The 26,728-nt window shown below is 49.2% G+C and carries 32 protein-coding genes and 4 pseudogenes; 27 read left to right on the forward strand and 9 right to left on the reverse strand.

The annotated features are described in order from the left end of the window. Positions 1-10: 10 nt before the first annotated feature. From FMM72_RS00790 to FMM72_RS00805, 4 genes and pseudogenes are all read right to left on the reverse strand, one after another. A complete protein-coding gene (locus FMM72_RS00790; protein ID WP_162220278.1) occupies positions 11-1,327 on the reverse strand; it encodes a helix-turn-helix domain-containing protein in 1,317 nt (438 codons plus the stop codon). A gap of 207 nt (positions 1,328-1,534) precedes the next feature. Continuing rightward, complete coding sequence (locus tag FMM72_RS00795; protein ID WP_347561211.1) at positions 1,535-2,269, reverse strand: class D sortase; 735 nt, start codon at positions 2,267-2,269, stop codon at positions 1,535-1,537. 233 nt (positions 2,270-2,502) lie between these two features. Then, a complete protein-coding gene (locus FMM72_RS00800; protein WP_162220279.1) occupies positions 2,503-3,570 on the reverse strand; it encodes a hypothetical protein in 1,068 nt (355 codons plus the stop codon). Positions 3,571-4,131: 561 nt separating this feature from the next. Further along, positions 4,132-4,311 (reverse strand): annotated as a pseudogene (locus FMM72_RS00805) (tyrosine-type recombinase/integrase); the annotation flags it as partial. Between the two features lie 432 nt (positions 4,312-4,743). Between FMM72_RS00805 and FMM72_RS00810 the strand changes: the two are divergent. From FMM72_RS00810 to FMM72_RS00910, 22 genes and pseudogenes are all read left to right on the forward strand, one after another. Continuing rightward, on the forward strand, positions 4,744-5,730 hold the full coding sequence (locus FMM72_RS00810; RefSeq protein WP_162220281.1) for a DUF6017 domain-containing protein: 987 nt from the start codon (positions 4,744-4,746) through the stop codon (positions 5,728-5,730). Between the two features lie 50 nt (positions 5,731-5,780). Further along, positions 5,781-6,239: a DUF3846 domain-containing protein gene (locus tag FMM72_RS00815; protein ID WP_162220282.1), complete on the forward strand. Its 459-nt coding sequence runs from the start codon at positions 5,781-5,783 to the stop codon at positions 6,237-6,239. 80 nt (positions 6,240-6,319) lie between these two features. Then, positions 6,320-6,799, forward strand: a complete 480-nt coding sequence (locus FMM72_RS00820) for a PcfB family protein (protein ID WP_162220283.1) — start codon at positions 6,320-6,322, stop codon at positions 6,797-6,799. Then, positions 6,796-9,018: a recombinase family protein gene (locus FMM72_RS00825; RefSeq protein ID WP_257431966.1), complete on the forward strand. Its 2,223-nt coding sequence runs from the start codon at positions 6,796-6,798 to the stop codon at positions 9,016-9,018. The genes FMM72_RS00820 and FMM72_RS00825 overlap by 4 nt, the downstream gene beginning before the upstream one ends. A 177-nt stretch (positions 9,019-9,195) precedes the next feature. Further along, complete coding sequence (locus tag FMM72_RS00830) at positions 9,196-10,008, forward strand: MerR family transcriptional regulator (RefSeq protein WP_162220284.1); 813 nt, start codon at positions 9,196-9,198, stop codon at positions 10,006-10,008. 100 nt (positions 10,009-10,108) lie between these two features. Beyond that, complete coding sequence (locus tag FMM72_RS00835; protein WP_162220285.1) at positions 10,109-10,585, forward strand: SAM-dependent methyltransferase; 477 nt, start codon at positions 10,109-10,111, stop codon at positions 10,583-10,585. 9 nt (positions 10,586-10,594) lie between these two features. Continuing rightward, positions 10,595-11,176, forward strand: coding sequence for a GNAT family N-acetyltransferase (locus FMM72_RS00840; RefSeq protein ID WP_162220286.1), 582 nt, complete (start codon positions 10,595-10,597; stop codon positions 11,174-11,176). Between the two features lie 545 nt (positions 11,177-11,721). Continuing rightward, complete coding sequence (locus tag FMM72_RS00845) at positions 11,722-12,150, forward strand: RNA polymerase sigma factor (RefSeq protein ID WP_162220287.1); 429 nt, start codon at positions 11,722-11,724, stop codon at positions 12,148-12,150. An 80-nt stretch (positions 12,151-12,230) separates the two neighbouring features. Further along, positions 12,231-12,698, forward strand: a complete 468-nt coding sequence (locus FMM72_RS00850; RefSeq protein WP_162220288.1) for an RNA polymerase sigma factor — start codon at positions 12,231-12,233, stop codon at positions 12,696-12,698. After that, positions 12,695-12,964, forward strand: coding sequence for a DUF3847 domain-containing protein (locus tag FMM72_RS00855; protein ID WP_180322861.1), 270 nt, complete (start codon positions 12,695-12,697; stop codon positions 12,962-12,964). Before FMM72_RS00850 ends, FMM72_RS00855 begins: the two co-directional genes overlap by 4 nt. A gap of 153 nt (positions 12,965-13,117) precedes the next feature. Beyond that, positions 13,118-14,593, forward strand: coding sequence for a MobQ family relaxase (gene mobQ / locus FMM72_RS00860; RefSeq protein ID WP_162220290.1), 1,476 nt, complete (start codon positions 13,118-13,120; stop codon positions 14,591-14,593). Next, positions 14,590-14,724 carry a hypothetical protein gene (locus FMM72_RS17300; RefSeq protein ID WP_257431972.1) on the forward strand — a complete coding sequence of 45 codons (135 nt, stop codon included), beginning with the start codon at positions 14,590-14,592 and terminating at the stop codon, positions 14,722-14,724. The genes mobQ and FMM72_RS17300 overlap by 4 nt, the downstream gene beginning before the upstream one ends. Further along, positions 14,708-15,103 carry a cysteine-rich VLP domain-containing protein gene (locus FMM72_RS00865; RefSeq protein WP_162220291.1) on the forward strand — a complete coding sequence of 132 codons (396 nt, stop codon included), beginning with the start codon at positions 14,708-14,710 and terminating at the stop codon, positions 15,101-15,103. Before FMM72_RS17300 ends, FMM72_RS00865 begins: the two co-directional genes overlap by 17 nt. 114 nt (positions 15,104-15,217) lie before the next feature. Continuing rightward, positions 15,218-15,961, forward strand: coding sequence for a phage replisome organizer N-terminal domain-containing protein (locus tag FMM72_RS00870; RefSeq protein ID WP_009901632.1), 744 nt, complete (start codon positions 15,218-15,220; stop codon positions 15,959-15,961). Continuing rightward, positions 15,958-16,797 carry an ATP-binding protein gene (locus FMM72_RS00875; RefSeq protein ID WP_162220292.1) on the forward strand — a complete coding sequence of 280 codons (840 nt, stop codon included), beginning with the start codon at positions 15,958-15,960 and terminating at the stop codon, positions 16,795-16,797. Before FMM72_RS00870 ends, FMM72_RS00875 begins: the two co-directional genes overlap by 4 nt. A gap of 53 nt (positions 16,798-16,850) precedes the next feature. Beyond that, a complete protein-coding gene (locus FMM72_RS00880; RefSeq protein ID WP_162220293.1) occupies positions 16,851-17,039 on the forward strand; it encodes a transposon-encoded TnpW family protein in 189 nt (62 codons plus the stop codon). Between the two features lie 105 nt (positions 17,040-17,144). After that, a pseudogene (locus tag FMM72_RS00885) lies at positions 17,145-17,972 on the forward strand (VirD4-like conjugal transfer protein, CD1115 family); the annotation flags it as partial. A 66-nt stretch (positions 17,973-18,038) separates the two neighbouring features. Further along, a pseudogene (locus FMM72_RS17465) lies at positions 18,039-18,160 on the forward strand (Maff2 family mobile element protein); the annotation flags it as partial. 256 nt (positions 18,161-18,416) lie between these two features. Further along, a complete protein-coding gene (locus tag FMM72_RS00895; protein ID WP_257431975.1) occupies positions 18,417-19,322 on the forward strand; it encodes a helix-turn-helix transcriptional regulator in 906 nt (301 codons plus the stop codon). 52 nt (positions 19,323-19,374) lie between these two features. Then, on the forward strand, positions 19,375-20,004 hold the full coding sequence (locus tag FMM72_RS00900; RefSeq protein WP_162220294.1) for a GyrI-like domain-containing protein: 630 nt from the start codon (positions 19,375-19,377) through the stop codon (positions 20,002-20,004). A 165-nt stretch (positions 20,005-20,169) separates the two neighbouring features. Then, complete coding sequence (locus FMM72_RS17560) at positions 20,170-20,358, forward strand: hypothetical protein (protein ID WP_431603332.1); 189 nt, start codon at positions 20,170-20,172, stop codon at positions 20,356-20,358. 162 nt (positions 20,359-20,520) lie between these two features. Continuing rightward, the gene (locus tag FMM72_RS00910; RefSeq protein ID WP_162220295.1) at positions 20,521-20,745 is read left to right on the forward strand and encodes a helix-turn-helix domain-containing protein; all 225 of its coding nucleotides are present in this window, start codon (positions 20,521-20,523) and stop codon (positions 20,743-20,745) included. 10 nt (positions 20,746-20,755) lie between these two features. On the opposite strand, the gene FMM72_RS00915 is transcribed toward FMM72_RS00910, so the two are convergent. Further along, positions 20,756-21,115, reverse strand: coding sequence for a hypothetical protein (locus tag FMM72_RS00915; protein WP_162220296.1), 360 nt, complete (start codon positions 21,113-21,115; stop codon positions 20,756-20,758). Between the two features lie 223 nt (positions 21,116-21,338). Between FMM72_RS00915 and FMM72_RS00920 the strand changes: the two genes are divergently transcribed. Both FMM72_RS00920 and FMM72_RS00925 read left to right on the forward strand, forming a co-directional pair. Further along, complete coding sequence (locus FMM72_RS00920) at positions 21,339-21,734, forward strand: plasmid mobilization protein (protein WP_162220297.1); 396 nt, start codon at positions 21,339-21,341, stop codon at positions 21,732-21,734. Then, a pseudogene (locus FMM72_RS00925) lies at positions 21,706-22,309 on the forward strand (relaxase/mobilization nuclease domain-containing protein); the annotation flags it as partial. The gene FMM72_RS00920 and the pseudogene FMM72_RS00925, both read left to right, overlap by 29 nt. A gap of 846 nt (positions 22,310-23,155) precedes the next feature. On the opposite strand, the gene FMM72_RS00930 reads toward FMM72_RS00925, so the two are convergent. Beyond that, positions 23,156-23,377, reverse strand: a complete 222-nt coding sequence (locus FMM72_RS00930) for a helix-turn-helix domain-containing protein (RefSeq protein WP_162220298.1) — start codon at positions 23,375-23,377, stop codon at positions 23,156-23,158. Between the two features lie 107 nt (positions 23,378-23,484). Between FMM72_RS00930 and FMM72_RS00935 the strand changes: the two genes are divergently transcribed. Next, positions 23,485-24,006: an SLOG family protein gene (locus tag FMM72_RS00935; RefSeq protein ID WP_162220299.1), complete on the forward strand. Its 522-nt coding sequence runs from the start codon at positions 23,485-23,487 to the stop codon at positions 24,004-24,006. 40 nt (positions 24,007-24,046) lie between these two features. Here the strand turns inward: FMM72_RS00935 and FMM72_RS00940 are convergent, their stop codons facing one another. Next, the gene (locus FMM72_RS00940; RefSeq protein WP_162220300.1) at positions 24,047-24,424 is read right to left on the reverse strand and encodes a DUF6744 family protein; all 378 of its coding nucleotides are present in this window, start codon (positions 24,422-24,424) and stop codon (positions 24,047-24,049) included. 14 nt (positions 24,425-24,438) lie between these two features. On the opposite strand from FMM72_RS00940, the gene FMM72_RS00945 reads away from it, so the two are divergent. Next, positions 24,439-24,777 carry a helix-turn-helix domain-containing protein gene (locus FMM72_RS00945; RefSeq protein ID WP_162220301.1) on the forward strand — a complete coding sequence of 113 codons (339 nt, stop codon included), beginning with the start codon at positions 24,439-24,441 and terminating at the stop codon, positions 24,775-24,777. A gap of 367 nt (positions 24,778-25,144) precedes the next feature. Here FMM72_RS00945 and FMM72_RS00950 read toward each other — a convergent pair whose 3' ends face one another. Further along, positions 25,145-25,429 (reverse strand): hypothetical protein, encoded by a 285-nt coding sequence (locus FMM72_RS00950; RefSeq protein ID WP_162220302.1) that lies wholly within the window; start codon positions 25,427-25,429, stop codon positions 25,145-25,147. A 307-nt stretch (positions 25,430-25,736) separates the two neighbouring features. Next, positions 25,737-26,015 carry a hypothetical protein gene (locus FMM72_RS00955; protein WP_162220303.1) on the reverse strand — a complete coding sequence of 93 codons (279 nt, stop codon included), beginning with the start codon at positions 26,013-26,015 and terminating at the stop codon, positions 25,737-25,739. Between the two features lie 415 nt (positions 26,016-26,430). Here FMM72_RS00955 and FMM72_RS17565 point away from each other — a divergent pair, with 415 nt between their 5' ends. Further along, the gene (locus FMM72_RS17565; RefSeq protein ID WP_303840923.1) at positions 26,431-26,697 is read left to right on the forward strand and encodes a PIN domain-containing protein; all 267 of its coding nucleotides are present in this window, start codon (positions 26,431-26,433) and stop codon (positions 26,695-26,697) included. The last annotated feature ends 31 nt before the right edge of the window (positions 26,698-26,728 follow it).

The raw sequence follows: 26,728 nt of genomic DNA on the forward strand, positions 1-26,728 counted from the left end.
TCTCCATTTTTTAATTCATGTTAGCCCATAGATTCATAATAATTTTCTTAGTGTAAGCGGGTAAGCTACGAATCTCAGAGCGCCTATCTGCAATTTTGAAAACCATCTCACACAGTTCATCCATATCTGGCGAAGCGCTCCTGATTGCAGTTAAAAGGTCAGCACGATTGTATGAAACTCCATTGTATTTTACAAAAACCGATTTACCATTCAACAGCAATTCAATCTGATGTGCCAGCTCATTGATGATCTCTCTACAAATTGCAAGGTATGCAGCTTCCTCCTCCGGAGATTTAAAATGCCCAAACATACCCTTGAAGGAAACCCATGCTTCGCTTTCTCTCGCCAGGAAGTCATAATCAATCAACTGTCGGCTTTCCTGTTTTGAAGTGAGGAGATTTCCATGACCATCCTCCGCACTTGTGCGGCTGTTGGTTATTTCTCTATCATCTATATCTTCGATAGAAGATATAGATTGTTTATTATGTAGATTGTTATTGTTAATAGCATGTCGCAATTTACCGTGTACGGTTTTTTGCGACATCGTACCGTGTCCTGATTTTTGCGACATCGCTCTTTTACCGTGTCCTAATTCTTGCGACATCGCTGTTGAAAAGTCTGTGGAACCAGGATTTTCAACCGTGTCCTGATTTTTGCGACATGGCTCCTTTTTTCGGCTTGATGATGCGCTTTTCCGAATTTCATCTGGATCAATTCGAGGGTCGATTCCCAATACTTCATTTAAAATATAAGTTGATGTTGCAAATTGCCCTTTTCGGTCCGTATTCTGGATGGGCGTAATGTACCCCAATTCTACTAAGGCAGTATAACTGGGATAATATTTAGCTTTGCTGATATCCAACTCGTATAGCAGTGTAGAGCGCTTTGGATAGGCACTGTTTCCAGAGCCTGCATAGGAACAAAGATATGCATAGATCGCTTTAGCTGTCACAGTGAGACGGTCATCCAACATTGCAAATTTGGGGATGGTTCCATATCCTTGTGATTTGATTTCCACAGTTTTTCCATCTTTCCTTTTTACCGTTGTCAAAATTTCATAGACATTTCCGGTAGCTGTACGGTGACGGACAATATATTTAGCTTCGATCAGGCAGTTAAGATATTTCGTAAAGGTGTTTTTGGCGAGATGTAGGTCGCGCATAATCTTTTCTCTGCTTGGGAAAATTGTTGAGCCAGCTCCTGCATAAGAACAGAAATATGCATAGATCGCTTTAGCTGTAAGGGGAATAGTTGGATCTCTCATAACGATTTTATAAATTTTGCCATAGCCTTTTTCGTCTATACCAACGATTTTTAATCCGTCCATATTGCTCCTCCTTCCTTTTGAATATTTTTGCTAAACAAAAAAGCCCGGCAAAATCAAATTGTTCCTGCCAAGCTATCACTTACAATTTTTATGAACTTTTTCAGGGAAACGAGGGGGTTGAACCCTCTGCGCTGCTCAGAAGCAGCGTTGGATACCGTCCGTAATTTCCCATAAAAGCCGGGCCTTATACAGCCCGGCGTGGTCACGCTAAATGACTTCAACTGCCTGAACACACAGGCGCTTAGAAAGGTCATGGTTAACACAGGTAATCAGAGTAATGCGGTTATCCTCAGTTCGCTCTAAATAACTCCAGTCGGTTTCATCTATTTCCACAAGTTCTGTTACCTCATAGGTTCTCGTACCAAGAGCAGTTGTCAAAGTAATCTTATCACCGACAGTTAGAGTATGGATTTTCCCAAAGTAGGTATTAACTCCCTGATTATGCCCTGCCAGCCCAATATTTCCATCCCAGCAGCTTGTTTCCTTGAAATGAGCAACCCCATTGACCATTGCTTCCATCTCATCATCCGTTTCATATACAGATACGGTCAGCCCAATCTTTGGGATTGCAAGCTGACCAAGACTGCCATCCTTCATTTGTACTGCTTCAGGCAGTGTAAAATCATCTGCACAGAAATCAAAATCTTCATCTTCACGCATCTGTTCAGGGGTAAGTTCGCTGCGCACAGCAGATGATGCCGGGTTTTCTGTATTGCTCGAAGGTTTAGCTTTTCCACTCCCAACAACAACTTCACCGTCTTCGGCGGTTATAAACTCTGCTGAATCAAAATCCACTTCATTCTGAAGCTCTTCCTGAGTGATTGAAGGGGTTAGTGCAACAGAGGAATTTTTTTCGGAATTATTCTCATTTGCACTCGACGAACAAGCGGTCAACCCCAATGCCAGCATTATAATGATTGCGGTATGCATAGGCTTTTTCACATCGTATTCTCCTTTCAGAAAGAGAAAAAGGAAGAGAAAAAAGAGAGGGGAAGATCAGGAAGTGGGGATGGCCTAACAGCGAAAGCGCGCTGCGGTTTGCAACGGACGAACCAGGCTATTCTCGTTGGGACTGCGTGGGCCGCATCGAAAACCATTCCCGTCCTCCTTCTTTCTCGTTTCCTCCCTCTCCTTTTCCCTTCTCATTCCTTTCCTTGATGGCTTTTTCTTGACTTTTAGGGAATTTCTACCGGTGGCGGCGGATTTTCATTTCCATTTCTCCGATTCCAGGTTAGGATTGCAGGAATTGTAATAATCCCACGCATTACCATTACTGCTCCTGCGCCCGCTAAAGTAAGAAGTCCCAGTATAATTGCAATCCCTGTCCACGGCACGGTACTCTCACCCTTATAGATGATAGAGCAAATGGTATCACCCTCGGTTACACGGGTCACTGTGCCTGTGTAGTAGGCTGTGTTGTTGTATCCATTGATCTTTGTGCCATATCCAGTGCCGGTATAAGTAGCATAGGCTGTATACATTCCAGGAATAATATCATCTGCACGCTGGACTCCGTTTTGAAGTTTCCAATCGGCATTGGCCAGTGTCAGCCCACCCATCTTTTTATCCAGGTAAGCATAATCGTTATTATCGAGATTATGCACCTCCACAGTTCGTGTAATGGGATACGAATAAGTTTTCTTTTCGGCGGCTGTAGATACAATGCTATCGTAGTCCAATAGCAACTGGCCTGAAAATCCACCTTCGTTATACTCCATTATAGGCTCTAAGGCTGCTTGAATTGTAGCGGGATCATCGTCCTCAGTTGTGAAAACAATGGGTTCTGCAATGGTTTTTTGAGTGATGACTTCTTCTGCCTTATCCATCAAAATATCTTGTTTCGAGTACCGATAGTTGTTCTCTTCAAAATCGGCCTCTACAAGAGTAGCTGGATCTACGCCGGCCGGCACTCGAAAAGATTTGATGATAACCGGGGAATCATTGTGTTTCTCATATTTGATCTCAAAAGGATAGAGTCCAACCTTTGAAACAGTAGTTCCGTCATCCTCCGGTTCTTCATCTCTTTCTGGTTCTGCCTCAACAGGCTCCGAAGAATTAAACCCAATCACACCATCCGAGACAGACACAGACAGGCTTTCATTACCATCTGCTTCATCCTCAAGGATTGTGATAGGGGTGGGGCTGTTAGAAGCAGTTTCCTGGCCTTGATAGGCACTTGCTTGTATGGAAATCGAGGATATAACCAAAATTCCACACAAGAGATAGAGTGTGCGCTTCTTCAAAATTTTTACCTCCCTTACTTAAAGTTTAGATGAAAAGGGCTAAATTCCCTTCCAGGCAATCTGCATATTGATCACATCCTTTCTATAAATACAACATAGGTTTTTGCTTATATATGGTAAACAAAAAAAGGCAGGGCCTAAAGCCCTGCCTTTTGAATACCCCGTTTCAGGTGGAAAATCTGCGGAACGATGCGCTTAAAAAGCACCACATTTTTTAAAAGTGACAAATAATTCGTTATGAAATAACCCTCAAAAATTATGGGAAATGCATCAACTAAAGTGCGCTAAATGCTCTATTTGATGTAAAAAACGACCAATTTTTGTAACTCATAACCCGAAGGTCAGAGGTTCAAATCCTCTCCCCGCAACCAAAAACCCGCATGGCAAACCGCTTTGCGGGTTTTCTCTTGCCATTTTACCGTCACAATTTTGTTGCAGTGGGGATTTTTTCGCTCGTTAGGAAGAAGCGCAACAAAAGTGAATCATTTCAAAGTGGTTTTCACCGGAATTTGGACTGTTGCAGTTTTGTTGCAGTCCAAATTTTTTGTGGAAAAAGTTTTGCTACCAGAGAATGTCCTGGCTCTGTTCCTCCACCCCCGGCAGAAAATCGCTCATCCGGTCGATGGCCTTTCTCTTTTCATCGTCCAGCACATGGGAGTACTGCTCGGTGGTGACAATGGAGGCATGACCCATGAGGTTCTGGATGATGCGGATGGGGACATTCTGTTCCATCAGCCTGGTGGCAAAGGTGTGCCCTTACGGTATAATAAGGACAAATCGGAAACCCCCTTATTACCAAGGTTGCTCAAGTGTTAAAAAGCGCGCATAAGACACTAAATACAGAACAAAACAACGTGTACATCGCTATATATTGTTGTTTTCTGAAAACAGAGAAATTCATGAGCAATCTATCTCAAAGAGGAATTTCGGATTTGCCACCATTCTTTTTCCAATAAAATACGCCCTTTGGTGGGGGCAGGCAGGGAGGTGATAACGAACCATTTCACATAAAGGACAAACGGGCAACAACCCGGTAATACCGATTTTCATTCATATCAGCCGCGCAGTAACTGACGGATGTTCAGCTACTGCGCGGCTTTTTTGTTATATATGGCTTTGCCCCGACGACACAGATCGCCGGGGCTTTTTTCATTTAGACAGGAGGCTTTGAAAATGCCGGAAACTTTGAATCTGAATTACTACTACGGGAATGAAGCCGAACAGTACAGCTTCTACCGCATCCCGAAAATCCATTTGACCGACCGCCGCTACAAGGGCGTATCGCTGGAAGCAAAGGTGCTGTACGGCCTGCTGCTTGACCGCATGGGGCTGTCTGCCCGCAATGGCTGGCTGGACGACAACGGGCGCGTGTTCCTCTACTTCACGCAGGAAGAAGCCATAACCATGCTGGGCTGCGGCAAGGACAAAGTGACGAAGCTGTTCCGCGAATTGGAGGGCATCGGCCTTGTGGAACGGAAAAAGCAGGGCCAGGGACACCCCGCCCGGATTTACGTTAAGAACTTCATTCTGGAGCCGGAACCCTCCGCGCCGGTGCAGACTGCGGAAAACCAGCAGTCAAGACCGCTTGGCAGTGCCGCAGTCAAGACTGCTGAAAAACCGCAGTCTGCACCCCAGAAAACCAGCGGTCAAGAGTGCGGAATTTCCGCCCCTAATAATACTGATATAAATAAAACTGAAAAAAGCGATACTGATCTATCCATCGCACCCCCTACCCCCTCAGCACGTTCTTTCCCTGCTGGTAAACGCGCTCCGCGCAGGATGGGATTGGATGAGATGGAAAGCTACCGCGAACTGATTTTAGAAAATATTGACTATGACATTCTTCTGGAACGGAACCCCTACGACAAGGACTTGCTGGACGGCTACGTGGAGTTAATGCTTGAAATCTGCTGCTCCACACGGGAATCTGTCCGTATCTGCGGGCAGGAAGTACCCACCGAGGTTGTCAAGGGCCGGTTCCTGAAGCTGAACAGTGAACATATCGGCTATGTCATGGACAGCCTGAGAAGCAACACCGCCAAAATTGGCAACATCAAAGCGTACACGCTGGCAGCGCTCTACAACGCCCCCGTCACAATGGGGCAATATTACACTTCGCTTGTCAGCCACGATATGGCGCACGGGCTGCTGGACGGTTAAGCTGTCCGGCGCTTTGCAATAAATCAATCAAACCAAAGGAGGACTTTTGCATGGAATATGAAATCAACATTCTGGTGGTGGAACCGGGCAGACCGCCCAGACCGGCGCGGGTGGACTACTCGCTGGAAACCTTTTCACAGCTTGTCGGCGGCGAGCTGGCAATGGGCTGTTTCCTGCCCCATCAGGTCATGCTGCTCTACAACGAAGACGCTAACCGTCAGGGACTGCCGCCCAACCGCTGCAATCCCTTTGTGAACGAGTGCATCAGCGGTACATTCCTGCTGTGCGGGCTTTCAGACGGGGAGGGCTTCTGCTCCCTTTCCCCTGCCCAGCAAGCCGAGTTTCAGAGCCTTTTTGCCAGCCCCAGCGAGTTTATGATGCTGGGGACAGACCATATCTGCACCTCATCTACCGAGTTTTCAGAAGCTGCCGGCAGGCTTTGGGGCGGCATGGCAAGCGGCGAGTCCGTGGTGCTGACCAAGTGGGGCGGAAAGGAGGCCGGCGCATGAAATACCTGCTCCGCCGCCTGCTGGTTCCGCCTTAGCGCACACCAGTTTAGTCCCAGCCTGCAAAGAGAGGAGGTTTTACCATGCAGGATGAAGTACGCGAAAAATCGGTGGCTCTTACCATCAAGGTCGGCAAAATAGGCGGCAGGCTGACCGCCGGCCTGCTGAAATGGGCCATACGGAAGTATCTGGCGCAGACCCAGAACCCCCAAATCCACCACGGCAAGCAGACCGTAAAGCAGCTTGTAAGCCAGGGCGCAGGTGTGCAGAACATCGAGATTACGGACAAGAATATCAAGTCCTTTGAGCGCGTGGCGAGGAAATACGGGGTGGACTTTGCGCTGAAAAAAGACCCGTCGCAGGGAAAATACCTTGTCTTTTTCAAGGCACGGGACGCGGACGCGCTGAACGCCGCTTTTGCCGAGTATGCCGGGAAAAGCCTGAACCGCTCCGCGCAGAAAAAGCCGTCGCTGTTAGGCCAGCTTTCCCACTTCAAGGAGATTGCAAAGAACCTGACGCGGGATACCGCCAAAAACCGGGAGAAAGGGGGCGTTGAACTGTGAAACTGGATGTAAAGAAAATCCTGCGCCCCAACCTGCCTTATGTGTTCATTTTCTGGTTTTTCAACCGTGTGGCGGAGGGCTACCGGCTGGCAGAGGGCGCGGATATGGTGACAAAAGCAATGGGCGCGGTATCCGGCCTTGGTACGCTGATTTCCAAAAACCCGCTGCCCAGCTTCTATCCACGCGACCTGCTGTTTGGTGCTGCCGGCGCGGCCATTTTCCGCGCTGTGGTCTATTTCAAGGCAAAAAATGCCAAGAAATACCGCCACGGGGTTGAGTACGGTTCCGCGCGTTGGGGAACCGCCGACGATATACGCCCTTTCATCAATCCAAAATTTGACCAGAACATTCTCCTGACGCAGACAGAGCGTGTCATGGTGGGGCGCAACAAAATCCCCAAGTACAACATCAACAAAAACGTGCTGGTAATCGGCGGTTCCGGCTCCGGCAAGACCCGCTTCCACATCAAGCCCAACCTCATGCAGATGAACGCATCCTATATTTGCACTGACCCAAAAGGCACGGTCGTTCTCAAATGTGGCAAGATGCTCCAGCGCGGCGGGTATGAGATAAAAATACTCAATACGATTGACTTCAAACAGTCGATGAAGTACAACCCATTCCGCTATATCTACTGCGAGAATGATATTTTGAAGCTGGTCAACTGCATCATGGAGAATACCAAGGGCGACGACGATTTTACCCCGTTCCGCAATATCATGAATGAGTTTTACGCTCGTGACACCAGCCGAAAAATCAAGTCCGTTTTCAAGTCTAAGGGCATGGCGGGCAAGCACATGACCGGGCAAGTCCCCTATGGCTATCTATGGGCCGACGATAAGCGGGAACAGTGGGTAATCGACGACGAGGCCGCCGCCGTTGTCCGGCAAATCTTTAGCTTGACAATGGAGGGCTTCGGCCCCTATCAAATCTCCCAACTGCTCAAACGGCAGAAAATCGAAATCCCCGCCGTTCACCTTGCCCGGCACGGCGAGGGCGTGAACAAAACCAAGACTTTCAAAGACCCTTGCGGTTGGGGTTCCTCCACCATCGTCCATATTCTGAAAAAGCGCGAATACTTAGGCCATACGGTGAACTTCAAGACGCGCAAGCACTTTAAGGACAAGAAAAGCCATTATGTGGACGAAAGCGAATGGACGATTTTTGAGAACACCCACGAGGCCATCATCGACCAAGAAACCTTTGACAACGTGCAGCGAATCCGGGCCAACGTCCGACGCTACCCGGACGGCTACGGAGAAATCCACCCCTTAACCGGCCTTATGTATTGCGCCGATTGCGGAGGCAAGATGTACGTTCACCGCTCCTACAACGGCGAAAGAATCCCGCAATACACTTGCGCCGAGTATGGTAAATACCCCATCGGGACGCGCTGCAAGACACAGCACCGAATCAACGCCAGCGTGGTATTAACTTTGATTGCCGATATGTTAAAGGCTATCGCGGACTATTCCAAGAACGACCGGGCCGAGTTTATCAAGACCGTTCAGGAGGCGCAGGCGTCGCAGCAGGCCACCGACATTACCAAGAAAAGGCGGCGGCTTGCGGTGGCGCAGAAACGGGCCGGAGAGCTTGAAAAGCTGATGTGCAAAATCTACGAGGACAACGCTTTAGGCCGTCTGCCAGACGCGAGATACGCCGCCCTTGACGCGCAATACGCCAAGGAGCAGGACGAGCTTTCCAGCGAGATTGACGGGCTGGAAAAGGCAATCAGCGGCTTTGAGCAGAGCAAGAAATCGGCTGAAAAGTTTATCGCGCTTGTGGAGAAATACGAGAACTTCAACACTATGACAACCACCATGTTAAACGAGTTTGTCGAGAAAATCCTTGTGCATGAACGCGTCCGAAAAGGCAGCATAGAAACCACGCAGGAAGTTGAAATCTACTTCAACTTTGTTGGCCGCTATGTGCCGCCCCACTTCGGGGAAGTCAATCTCACCCCGGAGGAACAGGAGGCGCTACGCAAGAAAAAGGAACGCAAGGACAGGCTGCACCAGAATTATCTGCGGCGCAAGGCTAGCGGCAAGCAAAAGGAGTATGAGGACAGAATCAAGACCGAGAAGCGCCGGAAAATGGAGGCCAAGAAAGCGGCCCTCCGTGCCGAGGATATGGCAAAGGGTGTATTCTATATCGCGGGCGGCGTACCGCCGCAGGAGCCGCAGAAAGGCACGTTACCAGCCCGTAATGCCGTGGGCTGATGTGGCAACACGAAGAAACGAGGGCCAAGCCGCTCTCGCTTCTTCTACTTTGCCATGACTTATTTTACACGTTTCATTGTATTGATAACAATAGAGCATATTATTAGCTTTCAGAAATGTAAAATCGGCTTGAAGTGTACAAAACTTCAAGTATAATGATATACAGGTGGTGATAAGATGTTTAAAATAGGTGAGTTTTCAAAGCTAACGCAAGTATCTATTCGTATGCTTCGATATTATGATGAATTGGGGCTGCTAAAAGCAGCAGAAGTTGATAAATGGACGGGACACCGAATGTATTCAGTCACTCAAATACCCCGTCTAAACAGAATACTGTATTTGCGTGACAGCGGTTTTAATGTTTCTGAAATTGCTCTTGCGCTTGAAATGGACGATTGCTTACTCCTTAAAACGCTTGAACAAAAGCAATTAGAAATCGAGCAGACGATACAAAACGAACAGGAAAAAATACGGAAAATTGCGATTGCTAAAAACGAAATACAAGGAAACAACAGAGAACTTCATTACAACATTTCCATTAAAGCGATACCAGAATACCAAGTGCTATCCTTACGCAGAATTGTTCCTACATACTACTCCGAGGGGGATTTATGGAATGAACTTTCTGCTTTTGCTAAAGAACAGAAAATAGAAATATCCAATCATACTTTTTCTGTTTATCACGACACAGAATATAAGGAACAAAATGTGGATATTGAACTGTGCGTTTCTGTAAATAAGCTATGCAAAGAAATTGCCCCGTTTTGCTTTCGTATTATCGAGCCTGTACCCATTATGGCTTGTACAATGGTATATGGTGATTTTTCAAATATCAAGGGAGCGTATATTGCTTTTGCAAAATGGCTACAAAAAAATAGCAATTATCGAATGTCAAGCCCCATGCGGCAAATTGTGCATAGAGGGGCGTGGAATGAAAGAAATCCAGCAAAGTATCTGACCGAAATTCAAATACCTTTGGAATTTCGATAGTAATGTCCTGCAAAAAAGCAGGACATTTTTAATTTCCATCTTGTATCTCACATGATGTGAGGTATTATACTGAACTCACAAAAAAACAGGGAGGTACAATATGAATTGCTATCAATTAAAGCCCATTGGAAAGGTAAAGAATGATGACAACGGGGCATTTATCGAATTAGAGCCGGAATATATTTCCGGACTGCAAGCATTGGACGGATTTAGCCATATCAATGTAATGTGGTGGTTTAGTGATTGTGATAATCAATCAGACAGAAATATATTACAAACCGAACAGCCCTATAAAAATGCGCCGTCCGTAATGGGTGTTTTCGCCACAAGGTCACCCGCCCGTCCGAACCCTATCGCTTTGACAACATCAGAAATTATCAGCATTGATTTAGAAAAGGGAATTATTCGAGTTACTTTTATTGACGCGGATGACAATACTCCCGTACTGGATATTAAGCCTTATACGCCGAGTTTTGACAGAGTAGAAACGCCCGGTGTTCCTGTATGGTGCAGCGAATGGCCGAGAAGCACAGAGGCGTCCGGCTGCTTTAATTGGGAACAAATATTTAATTTCTAAAGGAGATTTATGAAACTACAAGATTATGTTCAGAATAAACCGATACTTGAAACAGACAGGCTTCTAATACGTCCTTTGCAATATGATGATGTTGCCGATTTGAAAGAATGGCTTGGCGACAATTCATTGTATCAATATTGGGGGAAACGTCCCGGAAAAAGCGACTTAAACCCCGAATTGATATTTCAAAAAAAGGAGCGACCTACAAAGAGTTTTCATTGGGGTATTGTCCATAAAAAGGACGACAAGGTAATTGGTGAAATGTGGGTATATCTCATTGGAAATGACCGTATGGCAAAAGTGGCGTTCCGGCTTTCCCCAATCTATCAAGGAAATGGTCTTATGGCAGAAGCCTTAACAGAAGTAGTGATTTTCTGTTTTGAAAAAACAGAATTACAACGTCTATGGTCTGATGTTCACGTTCTAAATATCGCGTCATATAAAACACTTGAAAAAGTAGGTTTTAAGCGGGAGGGGCATATTCGGGACGGAAAAATGGTAAACACATATTGTGATTATTATTTGTATGGTATGACGAAAACGGATTTTATTGACATAACTGATAAAAAGCTACTGCCCAACGGTAAATAAAAAACCGTTGTTCCGGCGGCTGGATAAGTGTGCGCCCGAACAAAATAGAGTAGCCCCAAGCGGCGGTTTTGAAATCGAGTAATTTCAAGGCCGTCGCTTTGTGTTTACGGAGGGCGTGATTGTTGCGCCTTTCTTTCAATCTTAACGGCGGCATGGAGGGCCGCCCATGAACAAATACCCCTTTTGCCCTACCCCTTAATTGGGGGACAAGTCACAACAAAATAGCGGAAACGTCCAGCAGGGCGCAAGTGAAAAACCAATCACTTGCGCCCTGTTTTTATGCGACAAGACCAGAGCTATTCCGTTGTGGTTCGTCTGCGATTGCAGCCGAACGCCGGGGATATTTGCAGAGATTCCGCGCCGTCCTTTTTACCGGCCCGCCAGTTTATAAAAAGTTAGGAAAATCCGGCGCGGGAGGGCCGGAAACTTCCCTTTTCCAGCCGGTCAGGTTCGGGCCAACTTGCCCCGACGTTCGGCCCCGCTGCCGCTCCCGGCCGCCCCCGTTTCGATTCGCGCAAACCCAAATCGAAACGGAGGAAAGGCAGATGGAAGTCACCATCAAAATAAACGGACAAGCCCTGTCCGTGGAGGTTAGTGTCGAGGTTTACGAGTGCCTAGACCGGGCCAAACACAAAAGCGAAAATCTTTCGCATGAGAAGCGCCGCCATTGGGACATACGGGAGTTTGACGAGTACATAGTCGTCGCCGAGGGCCGCACGCCCCATCAGGAAACGCTGGAGGAATATGTCTGCCGGAGGGAAACGCTGGACGAGCTGCTTTCCGTTCTGGAGAGCTGCACCGAGGCACAGCGCCGCCGGTTCCTGCTCTATGCGCTGGACGGATTCACCTATGAACAGATTGCCCGGTTGGACGGTTGCTCAAAATATGCCCTGCGGGATTCCGTGGAGGCGGCCAGAAAAAAGTTTCAAGATTTTTTCAAATACAGACCCCACGAAACGCCGTTTTCGGGCTAACCAAGTGAGGGACATTCGCCCCATCACCGAGAGGGACAGGCTTCACCGCCTGCCCCTCTTGCATTTTAGGAGGTTAGCCCATGACAGTAATCAATCTGAAACGCTACTACTATCCCCTTGTCAAGACGGACGTATTTGTGGAAGTGCCGGACGAGATAGCCGATGCCCTGCTCCATTTGCGCCGCGAGGAAAACAACCGTAAAAGCAAGATGTTCTACCACAAGGCGTATTTCTCCCTTGATTGCGAGGACGGTATCGAGAATGACGCTATCGGTTGGGCGCAGCCGTCCCCGGAGGACTACATGATACAGGCCGAGGACGAGGCGGCGCAAGAGCTATTGTTGGAGCATTTGTGGGAGGCCATCGGCCAGCTTACCCCCACGCAGGCCCGCCGCCTGCATATGCGCTATATGCTGGAAATGAAATACCGGGAGATTGCCGAGGCCGAGGGAATCAGCCCAACGCAGGCCAGCGATTCCGTGCGCCGGGCCGTGAAGAAGCTGCAAAAGTATTTCAAAAAAAGGAAATGGACGAGGGAGGGACTATGAACCCGCTGGAAGAAAAACGAAAGGTTGAAACAGAGCTGCACCAGCTCCAAAACCGCCAAAAGATTCTACTCAACAAGAAAGCCAACGCCGAGCGCAAGGCCCGGACGCACCGCCTCATTGAGCGCGGGGCCATTCTGGAAAGCGTCTTTCCCGCCGTGGCCGCCATGACCGGCGAGGAAGTGGGGGCGTTCCTGCTTGTCCTCTCCCGTCTGCCGGGAGCCGGAGAAGTCGCCGCAAAATCAGCGAAAACCGGGGACGCGGGATAGCTCCCTTGGGACAAGGGCGCACTTATGCACCGTTGCCGGTGTGTGCGCCCTGCCGGGGGCGTTGCGGCCTTTGGCCGCGATGGGGAGCTACTCGCCCCAAACCCCCAGTGAGCCACACGGGACGGAACACCCGCGTTGCGGCTATTCCGTCCCATGCGGCCTGATTATCCCCCACCCGAAAGGAGGCGGGCGACCATAGCCATCTATCACTGTACCATCAAGATTATCAAGCGCAGCGAGGGCCGTTCAGCCGTCGCCGCAGCCGCCTACCGAAGCGGCCAGAAGCTAACCAACGAGTGGGACGGCCAGACCCACGACTATACCCGCAAGGGCGGTGTTATCCATTCGGAAATCCTGCTACCGACCCACGCACCCCCGGCGTTTCATGACCGTTCCACCCTCTGGAACAGCGTGGAGGAAATCGAAAAATCCGGCAAGGCGCAGCTTGCACGGGAAATTGAAATCGCCCTGCCCGCCGAGCTTGACCGGGAGGCCCAGCTTGCCCTTGTTCGGGCCTACGTTCGGGATAACTTTGTCGCCGCTGGAATGTGCGCCGACTTTGCGCTCCACGACAAGGGTGACGGCAACCCACACGCCCACATCATGCTCACCATGCGACCGTTAGAGCAATCCAGCGAATGGGGCGCGAAGTGCCGCAAGGAATACGACCTAGACCCACGGGGCCAGCGAATCCCGGACGGCAAAGGCGGCTGGAAGAACCACCGCGCCGACACCACCGACTGGAACGAAAAGGACAAGGCCGAACAGTGGCGGGCGGCATGGGCCGAGTACGCCAACCGAGCTTTAGAGCAGACGGGCAGGCCGGAACGAATCGACCACCGCAGCTACAAGCGGCAGGGCGTGGAGCAGTTACCCACCGTTCACATGGGAGTAGCCGCTACCCGTATGGAGCGGCGCGGGATTGCCACCGACAAGGGCAGCGTCAACCGGCAGATCGCCGCCGACAACAAACTCTTGAAAGAGATTAAAGCCCGTATAACGCGCCTCTACAACTGGACGAAAGAAAAGGCCGAGGGGCCGCAGGGCAAGGAAAGCGTCATGGCGCAGCTATGGCAGGCCCGGCAGGAAATGAGCCAACCGGCGACCCGGTACGGCAAAGTGAAAGCCCTCAAAGAAAGCGCCGCCCTATTCAATTTCCTACAACAGAACGGCATTATCTCCATGCAACAGCTCTATGAAAAAGTGTCGGCCATGAATGGCGCTTACTATGACTTACGGGGCGACATACGCACCACCGAGCGCCGACTAGCCACCCTTACGGAACGGCTGGAAATGTGGGTGCAGTACGAGCAGCACAAGGGAACCCGCCGCCAGCTTGACGGCATGAAGCCCGGCAAGCGTGAAAAGTTTGCGGAGCGCCACGGCGCGGAGCTTACCCTATACGAGAGCGCCGCCCGTTTCCTAGACGGCCTAAAGGCCACCGGCGAGGCCGTCACGCCCAAACAGTGGCGGGCCGAGGCCGACACTCTCACCGCGAAAAAGGACGTGCTATATCAGGAAATGCGGGCCATGCGCGAGGAAGTCAAGGCCGTGGAACAGCTACGCAAGGCCGCCGAACAGCTTGCTAAAACCGAACAATCCAAGCACAAGGAGGAACTCGACCGATGAAAGAAACGATTTTGAATATCACCATCACCATGACTATTCGGCTATCCCTGCCTCCGACACCGTCCGCGCCCGCAGCGGCGGCCATGCAGCCGGAGGAACAGGAGCGGCCCGCCGATGAACAGGCAGCGTGAAGTAATCCCCATCATGGACTACCGCCAGTATCGACGGGCGCGGCGGCTCGTGCATGAGTGCTGCAACTACGACGGCGGGAACTGCCTTGCACTGGACGACGGCGACGAGTGCGTTTGCGTCCAGGGCATTTCCTACTCCCTGTTGTGCCGTTGGTTTCGGGCCGCCGTCCTGCCGCTGGATAGGGAGCTTGAAACGGCCCTGCTTCACCGACGCGACGGGAAACGCTGTACCATATGCGGGGCGCTTTTCGTCCCCGGCTCCAACCGGGCCAAATATTGCCCTGAGTGCGCCGGACGCATGAAGCGAATAGGAGCCGCCCAGCGCAAGCGGAAACAACGGCTGAAATGTCACGCTTTAGGCATTGAAAAAGGCCCGTAAACAGCGGCTTTCCGGGCGCTTGTCAAAGGGGGCGTGATACATTTTACCTTAGCCCCCGGAAAACGGCTTCTAAAGGCATACAGACCCCATCAGAACCCAAAGGAGGGACACCCCATGTCCGACAATCGGAAATACTACTACCTGAAACTGAAAGAGAGCTATTTTGACGAGGATTCCATCGTCCTGCTGGAAAGTATGCAGGACGGCGTTCTCTACTCCAACATTCTGCTGAAGCTGTATCTGAAATCGCTGAAGCACGGCGGCAGGCTTCAGCTTGACGAGAATATCCCCTATACGGCGCAGATGATAGCCACCATCACCCGCCAGCAAATCGGAACCGTGGAACGCGCCCTGCAAATCTTCTTGAAGCTGGGCCTTGTGGAACTGTTGGACGGCGGCGCGTACTACATGAGCAACATTGAGCTGCTAATCGGCCAATCTTCCACCGAGGGGGAGCGCAAGCGGGCCGCGAGGCAGAAAAACCGGGCGCTTTTACCGTCGCGGACAAATGGCGGACATTTGTCCGACGTTCGTCCACCAGAGATAGAGATAGAGTTAGAGATAGAGAAAGAGATAGAGAGAGAGTTAAAAAAGGGACAGCCCGCCCGCACCTATGGCAGATACCAGAATGTGCTTTTGACAGAGGCCGAGCTTGCCGACCTACAAGCGGAGTTTCCCACCGTCTGGGAGAAGTACGTCGAAAAGCTGTCCGCTTACATGGAATCCACCGGCAGGAAGTACAAGAGCCATGCCGCCACAATCCGGCGCTGGGCCAGCGAGGACAGCCAAAAGGCCGCCAGCGGAACCAAGGGCGGCGGCCTGCCCGACTACACCTACAAGGAGGGCGAGAGCTTATGAGGGACGAGCTGGAAAGAATGATGGACGGTATCGCGGCGGCAGCAACGCCAGCGCCGGAGGACTACACCGACCCGGCAACCGGCCTGTTATTTTGCGGCAAGTGCCACACGGCCAAACAATGCCGCGTGACGCTTTTCGAGAGGGAACGGCTTATGCCCTGCCTCTGCCAATGCGAACAGGAGCGCCGGGAGGCAGCGGAGACCGCCCGCCGGGAGCAGGAACGCCTTGACCGAATCAGCAGGCTGAAAGCAACGGCCCTACAAGACCGGGCGCTATTGGCCTATACCTTCGCCGGGGACGACGGCCAGAATCCGGCTATGAAGTACGCCCGGCGCTATGTGGAACATTGGGCCGCCATGAAAGAACGCGGACAGGGGCTTTTGCTTTGGGGAGGCGTTGGCACTGGAAAGACCTTTGCCGCCGCCTGTATCGCCCACGTACTCACCGAGCATGCCGTCCCCGTGCTTATGACAAACTTCTCAAAGATACTCAACAGCCTATCAGGAATGTTCAGCGAGGACAGAAACAAGTATCTTGCCAGCTTTCACCATTTCAGCCTGTTAATCATCGACGATTTAGGGATAGAGCGCAATTCAGAATACGCGCTGGAACAGGTTTACAACGTCGTTGACAGCCGATATTTAAGCCGCCTGCCGTTCATCATCACGACAAATCTACCGCTTGCCGAGCTGCAAGCCCCCAAGGATTTAGCACACGCCCGAATCTATGACCGCGTTCTGGAACGCTGCACCCCGATATGCTTCAACGGGCCGAATTACCGCAAGGGCAACGCCGCCGCCAATAAGGACGAGGCCACCCGGCTTCTCAACGACTAACCACCACCCACGGCCCGCCCCTACCGGCGAAGCCGTCACCGAAAGGAGCGCCTATGAACAACGAACAGACCAGCACCACCGCCGCCAACACCACGCCCATCACGCAGGAGGACGCGCCCACCCTTGTCAAGAAAATCGGCAAAACCACCTACAAGGTGCGTGTTCATTTCAGCACCACCAGCACCGAAACCATGAGCGACAAAATCAAGCGTATATTGCGCAATGAGATTCAACAGATGTGAGCCGCAGACGGACGCAGGGACGGGCCGGGGAACAGCACCCCGGCCCATCTTGTCGAATCCGTAAATATTTTGTGAACTTGATTAAAAAGACCTTGACATTTCGTTTCGGGCAAGACAGCTAAGAGCATACTTATTAGCTGCGGCACAAGAATGGCTCCTTTTGACATCCGGGAGGTGCGGGAACTGATGGAGGGCGACGAACTGGAACTTGAAAAGATTGGCGACCGCAAGACGGCGCTGTTCTGTATCGTGTCCGATACGGATATGACATTCAATTTCATTTCTGCAATGGTTTATACGCAGATGGTCAACGTCTTGTGCGATAAGGCGCTGGAAAACGGCGGCGTACTGAAAACCCATGTTACCTGCCTGCTGGACGAGTTTGCCAACCAGAAAATCCCCAACTTCCAGCACCTTATCAGTGTTATCCGAAGCCGCGAGATTTCGGCGCATATCGTGGTGCAGACGCAGAGCCAGTTAAAAGCAGTCTACAAAGACCATGCGGAAACCATCATCGGCAACTGCTCCTGCGTCCTGTTTCTGGGCGGTAAGGAGCGCAGCACCCTGAAAGAGATTTCGGAAACGCTGGGAAAGGAAACCATCGACCTTTTCAATACCTCCGACACGCGGGGAAGCCAGCGCAGCATGGGGGTAAATTACCAGAAACTCGGAAAAGAACTTATATCAACCGATGAATTAGCGGTGATGGACGGCGGCAAGTGCATCTTGCAGGTGCAGGGCGTAAGACCGTTCTTCAGCGACAAATTTGACAGTACCAAGCATCCACAATATAAATACCTGCTGGATTCCAGCAAGAAGAACGCTTTTGATATTGCAAAATATCTTAGCCGGAGATTGACCGTCCGACCGGACGACGTTTTTGAAAGCTGTGAACTCGAAGCGCCGCCCGCGTCTGATGCGCCCGCCGATTGACTGATTTAACCGGCGGGCTTTTTTGTCCCTATCAACCCATCACAACAAATTTAAGGAGGAAAATGTATGGAATTTTTTGCAAGCACTATTGAAACTTTGAAGGTACTGGTTATTGCGCTGGTCTCGGCGTGTGGGGAATCGTCAATCTTTTGGAGGGGTACGGTTCCGACAACCCTGGCGTGAATGCTCATGTACGGTAAAGAAGCAAGCAACCGAAAACAAGAGATAGACCGCCAGCACCACACTATTCCGAACCAAAGAAGCCAAAGACCAAAAGATAAGCATTGTGGAAATGTGCATAACAGGCTATGGAATAATGGATAACTCTATAAGACAGCCTGTTATACACATTACCACCAATGCCGACTGCTACGAAATCCCTCTCTTCATTTTTTAACATGACATTTAATTGACAGGTTTATGTATTATAATATACGGGAGGTGATGAAAATGCAGGAAAGCAGATTATTTAGAATTGTGTACTATCTTTTACAGAACGGAAAGGCAACCGCCCCCGAACTTGCTCAAAAATTTGAAGTATCAATCAGAACCATTTACAGAGATATTGACTCCATAAGCAGTGCGGGAATCCCTATTTATGCAACACAGGGAAAAGGGGGAGGTATTTCTATCCGAAACGATTATACGCTGGATAAATCTTTGTTTTCTGAACAAGAACAGGAACAAATGCTAACAGCACTGCAAGGAATGGTTGCGACCACAGAAGAAAACTCTAATGAATTGCTCACAAAGTTAAGCGGTTTATTTCAGATAAAATCTACAAATTGGATTGAAGTTGATTTTTCAGACTGGGCGCATCGTACCCCACAGCAAGATACATTTAATATCATCAAAGAATCCATTTTCCAAAAGAGAGTTATTTCCTTTTGCTATTTTAGTGGAAAAGGAAATAAGGAGAAAAGAAATGTAAGACCTATTCGGTTAGTATTCAAGAGCAAAAGCTGGTATTTATATTCTTTTTGCCTATTAAGAAATGATTACCGCTTTTTCAAGTTGACGAGAATAAAAGAGCTTGAAATGCTGTCTGAAACTTTTACGCAAGACTTTACACCGGCTAAAATCGAAAAACAAATACAAGTTGAAAATACGGTTGCTGTCAAGTTGAAATTTGACAGGCAAGCAGCCTTTCGTGTTTATGATGAATTTACAGATAACATAACAGAAGATTCACAGGGAAATTTATATGTCCAAATAGATTTACCCGACAATGAGGTTCTGTATTCTTATGTGATGTCTTTTTCGGATAGCGTTGAGATAATAGAACCACAGTCTATACGGGAGCAGATGAAAAAAAGATTACAGAAAATGCAGGAAAAATATAGAACATGACATTAGGTGTCGGGTTATGTTTGATACACTGTTTCCATAAGGAGGTGCTGATATGAAATTTGAATGGAGAAAGCACGAAAAAGCTCTGTATGGAGCAAAAAGTATACCTGCTTTGGTAGATATACCCACACAAAATTTTATTATGATTAAGGGAAGCGGAAATCCTAACGACACGGATTTTTCAGATAAGGTAGGTGCTCTCTTTTCATTAGCGTATGCTATTAAAATGGGTTATAAATCTACTGCAACTAAAAATATTTTATCAAATGAAATCCACGACTTTACAGTTTATCCTTTAGAGGGTATCTGGAAACAGAAAAACGTTGATACGGAATCTGCTGCGGGTAAACTCATAAAAGAAAATTTGGAATACACCATTATGATACGTCAGCCGGACTTTATCACAGCGGAAATGGTATGTGCTGCATTGGAAAGGGTTAAAATTAAAAAGCCAAACCGACTGTATGAAGAAATTGTTTTTGATACGATACATGACGGAAAATGTGTTGAAATTCTGCATATTGGCTCATATGACAATGAACCATTCTCTTTTGAGCAAATGGATAGATTTGCAAAAGAAAATGGCTTGCAACGGATAACAGATTATCACAGAGAAATCTATTTGACTAATAGAACAAAAGAGGATAAGCTCAAAACAATTTTGAGGTATAAGGTAAATTAGTAAACAGTAAATCCGTTGAGCCAATAAGACTATAAGGCCATACTTGACAGTAGTTTTGGGGTTTGCAATCAAGGGGCGGCGACTTAAAATGTTGTTGCCCCTCTGAATTAAAATTGCAACTCTCAACCATGTACTGCCCTATGTGAGAGAAAGGGGGAATCATTTATGCCTTACACAGAAGCATACAAGGAGCATATCGAATACACATTTAACGCTTTTTGCAGAGTTGTCATTCGTTACGCTGCTATCAACGCATGGCGTGACAGGGATAAGCGGCGGCAAAGGGAAATATCTTTTGAATACCTCACCGAAGAAAAATTTTATCCATCTGTACATCAGACACCTATTTCATAGACCCTTACAAGCAATACCCGATTACGATATGCGGTCAGAGGGTTATCCTTACGAACGGGGAGCAGGAAATCGGGGAATTATACGGACGCTGCCGGAGTACAGCATGACATCACATACACAGTGCCTTGCAAATGCTGCATGAGGAAATGGAGGTGCTTTTCCGTGAGGAATCCTAAACTTGTGCCGTATGAAACCATTATCCAAGCAACCAGCGGAGAGCCGGAAGCCGTGGACGAGGTTTTACGGCATTATGGCAAACGAATCCGGTTTGCTTCCCTTGAAAACGGACAGGTCAACAGGGACACCGAGGACAACATCAAACGGCGGCTTATCGCTGCCCTGTTACAGTTCCGCTTTGATGAACAGCCATACAAAAAAACTGAATAACCGCCGCCCATCACAGCGGCACACCAAGACAGGAAATCAAGAAAAAGATTTCCTGTTTTTTTGCGCTCATTTTTGGCATTTTCAAAAATTGCCAGTATTGCGCCGCGCAAAGGGGGATTAGAAAAAATCTTCTCTCCCGTTTGGCAAATCCGCAAGCTGTCCGTGAAGGGCGGGCAAAGAGAAAATTTGTCTTGTTTGTTTGGCAGTTTTCAATTTTCGGTGGTGTGGGAAATGAAAGGAAAATGAAGAAATTTCCCCAAATCTCCGTCATTTTTGCTTTGCGTGGTGTTGTAGGTATTAGGGGGAGAAATGTTTCCGCAGCTTTGGCAGAATCTCCGCCCCTTCCGTCGAGGGTATCAGAAAATTCCATGAGAAATTTTCGCCGGAACGCAACAAACCAGCCCAGGAAAGCTGGATAGTAAGTGAAGATACCACACAGCGCAGTTTCTTAGAGCAAGATTCTACCACAGTACCAAATTTCGCTAATCGCTCATTTTGTCCTGCGGGAATCTTGTTGGGGTTGCCACCCCAAGCCCGCCTTTTGCGGCCCCAGCCGCTTGAAAAAATCCACCCACGAAAGGAGGTTCACAGCCATGAAGAAATATAACACGCCCCACCGCCGCCGGGTAATCAAGACACGCTTGAGCGAGGAAGAATATGCAGAGTTTTCCGAGCGTGTCACCCTCTGCAAAATGAGCCAAGCCGAGTTTATCCGGCAAGCCCTTATCAAGTCAAGCATACGTCCGGTTATCACCGTTTCCCCGGTCAATGATGAATTGCTGTTTGTCGTTGGGAAACTCACAGCCGAGTATGGGAAAATCGGCGGCAACTTGAACCAGATTGCCCGCTGCCTGAATGAGTACGGCGCACCTTATAACGCCCTCTCCCAAGAAGTGCGAGCCGCCACCGCCGAGCTTGCCGCCTTGAAGTTTGAAGTCTTGCAGAAAGTAGGTGAAGCCGTTGGCAACATTCAAACATATCAGCTCTAAAAATGCCGACTATGGAGCTGCCGAGCATTACCTAACTTTTGAGCATGACGAGTTTACCATGAAGCCCACTCTTGATAAAAATGGGCGGCTTCTCCCCCGTGATGATTACCGCATATCTTCCCTTAATTGTGGTGATGAGGATTTCGCCATAGCGTGTATGCGTTCCAATCTGAAATACGGCAAGAACCAGAAGCGGGAGGACGTAAAGAGCCACCATTACATTATCAGTTTTGACCCCCGTGACGCACCCGACAACGGCTTGACGGTTGACCGGGCGCAAGCGTTGGGCGAGCAGTTCTGTAAAGAGCATTTCCCCGGACACCAAGCCCTTGTATGCACCCACCCGGACGGGCATAACCACAGCGGCAACATTCATGTGCATATCATAATCAATTCTTTGCGGATTGCGGAAGTACCCTTGCTGCCCTACATGGAAAGACCAGCGGACACAAGGGAGGGCTGCAAGCACCGCTGTACGGACGCAGCTATGGAGTATTTCAAAGCGGAAGTCATGGAGATGTGCCACCGGGAAAACCTCTATCAGATTGATTTGTTGAACGGGAGCAAGAACCATGCCTTTGTCTGCGAGCATACAGAGGTGGATCAGTCCGCTGCCTGCCACGGTCTGCGGATTGCCGAAAAGGACTTGGAAACAATGCTCTATGAGATTATTTCCAGGCAGGCGCAGGTGATTTTGAACGTGGAGAACATTTCAAATGCCAGCCTGCTGGACGCGAAGATTGCAAAGCAGACAGAGTACGGCCAGCGCGTGGAAAGCTGCCTTGACCGGAAACGGGTACTATATGAGCAGGTCTTACTGAAAGAAATCAGCATGGAGGAATACAAGGCACAGAAAGCCGGTGTTGATACGGAACTGGAACGTCTGCGGAAAGTCCACAACGCGCTCACCGCTGAAATCTCCCAGGCGAAAATGGATGCCAAAGCAAAAAACGCCAGACTGGAACTGGCGCAGGAAATTTCAGCCGCCAGCGGATTGAGTACCTCCCTGGCTGACGCACTGATTGAACGTGTGGATATTTACCCCGGAAATCAGGTTGATATTGTCTGGAAGATGAAAGACTTTTGTATGGAGGGAATGGGATGAGGGCAAAAAAGACTTGGTTATACTGCCGTGTTGCCCACAGTGGGTCGGACAGCGTGGAGATACTGGCAGCACAGCAACGCAGGCTGGAAGCCTATGCAAAGGCGCATGACCTTAGCATGACAACATATTCTTTCAGCCCCATTGGCAGCCCTCCTTATACCGCAGGCGGATGATATCTCTACCAGCTGTTCTGACCGCCCCATGGCAGCGGCCAAAACAGCTTCCAGAGATGGGGCAGGCTTTATAGCCGTAGCCCCATCAACTGCTGATAGGTGTGAATACTACATAGTAAAAAGCCATCTTGAGTCGTGTAACCTCAAGACGGCTTTCGCTCTATATCGTCTGGAATGTATTCCGCAATATCTTCTAATTTGCAGGATAGAAGGGTGCACAATTTATTCAGCGTTTTGGTTTCCATATTGTCATTGGCCCGAAGCCGCCGGATGGTTTTGCTGTCAAGGCCGCATTTTTCCCGCAACTGGTAAGTAGAAACTTTTCGCTCTGCCATGACTTGCCATAACCGGTCAAATACGATCATTTTACCATCCCCTTTGGTTGACAACCAATAGTATGGGGGTTATAATCCTCTTTATTAAGGGGATATAATCCCCATATCAAAAAAATTGTAAGGGGAGTGGTCAATGGATGAGTGGGAAGTTTTGCGCCTTTACCGGTCACAGGCCGTCTAAGTTCCCATGGAAGTATAACGAAACGGATAGCCGATGTGTAGCGCTGAAAACAATATTGGACCGTGAAATAGAAAAGCTGATCCATGCGGGTGTGACCGATTTTTTCTCCGGTATGGCGGAAGGGGTGGACCAATGGGCCGCCGCCACTGTTCTTGCCCAGCGCGTCAAAAACCCGGCGCTAAGCCTACACTGTATCCTGCCATGGAATGGGCAGGAGAAAGGGTGGGGCCAATCGGCACAGAAGCGCTATCAAGGGATATTGCGGCAAGCGGATACCGTGACATATGTCGCGCAGGAATATCAAGAAGATTGCCTGCGAAAGCGCAATCACTACCTGGTGGATGTTACTTCTATCCTTCTTGCAGTTTATGGTGGAGAGTGGCGGGGAGGTACGGCAGCTACGATACAGTATGCCAAAAGAATGGGGCGGGAGATTCGAATCATCGACCCTTCCACTTTGGATGTTTACCCGTTTTAGGCGATCGAAGGCCGACACGCTGTTTCCGGTTGGAAGTGCTTCACCTGTTCCTGGTAAAACTCCACCTCCCGGCGCATGGCGATATGGGCAGGACCTCCATATAGACGAGGAAAAGGCCGGTCAGCCCTTCCACCTCTTTGCAGGTGGCGCAGCGTTTGTAGAGGCCAAAGAGTTTCTCCGTCTTTTGACAGTAGTCCCCGGGGTCCACCAGGCTGTCCACAGCCAGGTTGTCATACCCCATCTGGTTGGTCTGCCGGTCCATCCAGAGGTTGGCCAGCTTGACATACTGGTTGGTGGTTTCTCCCAATTCCTCTTTCACCAGTTCCCGGCTGATAATCTGGGGGGATTTCTCGTTGTCCCGGCAGTAGATTTTAAAGATGCGGCTGTTCTGTGCTCTCCATTGATATATTATAAGCATTAGGTGTTACTGCAATGAAAGAAAAAAAGCCCCAAAATATAAACATGGGCCAACGTTTCCGAGATACAAGAGAATCTAAAAAGTGGACTCGAGAACAATTGGCGGAGTATATGGACTTATCTGTTCAGTTTATTACAGATTTTGAGCTGGGTAACTCGGGAATCCGCCTTGATCGTTTTGCCGCCCTTTGCCAGCTCTTGAATGTTAATGCTCACACTGCTTTATTTGGTGATGTTGAGAAACTTCCCCTATTATGCAATCTGGAAACTATGTTGGCTAATCGTGATGAGAAGGATGTCCAGCGTGTAGTTGCTATGCTCGAGGCCATTGTTATTGCGTACTTCTACAAGTAGGACAGATACTATTTATTATTAGAATAGCCCTTGTGCTATTATGTAATGGTTTTGTTCTGTGATTTTTCTGTGATAGACCTGGACCCTCTTTTTTCCAGAGAATATAGATTAAAGCCAGAAATACTCCAAGTACAAAAAACCTCCCACGCCAGACGGTGTGGGAGGTTTTTTTAGTCACCGCTCCGACTTCTATTCTCTATTGATCCCATTTCTCTGGCGCCAAGCCAAGGAAAAAATGGGCTATCTCCAGAAAATATTGTCTGCCTTTGCCAAGTGCTTAATTATGAATATTCTCTATTTTTATGATGGGTAGAGCATTAGAGGGAATCCTCGATAGAAAGTTTTCCTTCCCGGCTATTATACTCCTTCAAGCGGCAGGACAGCTCCTGACCAGGGTGATATTCGTTTCGCAGGTCGGCGATAGCGGTCCAACTAAGGTCCCGCTGAGAGAGTAAAACATCATATCCGCTGCACCCCGCGGGAAAGCTGGAAGCGGTTTAAGAGGAAAGCAGGCCACCTTTGCCTCCAAAGATAACGCCATATATTTTGATTCGGTAAAGAGCCAGCGGGGCATTTGCAGATGGTAGAAGGAAACGATGTCGCCTTGTTTCATCAGTGGGAAACCTGGGTGGATCATGTTCTCTGCCTTCATGGAAATCGACCATCCTTTCTGTTTTGATACTAATCACCGACTAAAAGTCGGTGATACGCACGCTCCGCGTGCTGGCGTTGCTTCGCACCGCCCCGTCTCATTCCTTTTTGGTGGCTGGCGTTGCTCCTGTCGTGGTGGTACTGGCGGCGATGAACTTTTCCGTTGGGTTGTCCGCCGCTCCTTCATTTCCCAGACTTTTTCTTCCTCCAGCCTGCGCCATTCGGGGATATAATCGGTGATCCGCACCGGCTGAAGCTTCTCAAAGTCGGGCAGCTCCTCCGGAGTGATTTTGTAAAGCTGCAAGGGTTTATGCCCCCGGAACAGGACAATTTCCTGAGAGTTGTCCATCCAGGGCGATTTTCAGATAACTGGAAAAATAGAAGATGATATTCTGCTGTTCAATGGATGATTTCAGATAAAAGTTCACTGGCATGATCTCCAGAATCTTCACATACCGGTCGTCCTTGGTAATGACGACTTTGTTCTGCACATCCAGCACCGGCAGCCAACCCTGGGTACTGTTGCGGTACTGGGCGGCGTGGGCCTGCTTGATCTGCTTACCGAAGATGATTTCTTTCAGTCCCATTACACAGACCTCCCGCGCTTTTTGCTCTCCGGGGGCGTCCCCCGGAAGGTGATGATTTTCCTTCCCCGTTTCCATCTCCACCAGGCAATCAGGAACCGGGAGAGGCTGTCATCCCCCAGGCCGATGAGGGCAAAACCCGCTGAGGGGACCACCAAGGCCATGGTGATCACGATGTTTGTCGTGAGGGCGAAAGGCAGTAGCCGGAAACAGAAAAACAGGGTGGGCACAGCGAGGATGGCCGCCTCCACCATGTTTCGGATGGGGAACAGAATGTTTACATCACCCGGAATGGGAAGGTCGTTGCTCGGCTTACTTCACCTTTTCAAGACAAACTGGATATTGTAGATTCCCTCTACGGCAGTATTCCTGGAACGATAACACTGGAAGAAGCCAGGAATGAAAGGCTTAGTAAAATATGAAAGTCTCAATTGATACCTGTATCGCCATTGATTTTCTTCAAAAACGCGAGCCTTTCGCAGGGGATGCGCTCCGCATTTTCCGGGCGGCAGCCAGTGAACTGTTCGCAGGATATATCACCGCAAAATCGGCCACCGATATTTACTATATCGATCACAGGGGTACGCACAATAAAGCGGCATCCTGCAAAAAACTTCGTTCTCTGCTTACAATTGTGGGATTGGCGGACCGTGCGGCCATAGAGGTTCCAGGCATTGTCCTCTGATCTTCCCGACTCCAAGCGGATTTCCTCGTAG

Source organism: Anaerotruncus colihominis (assembly GCF_010206195.1).
GTDB classification, from domain to species: Bacteria; Bacillota; Clostridia; order Oscillospirales; family Ruminococcaceae; genus Anaerotruncus; species Anaerotruncus colihominis_A.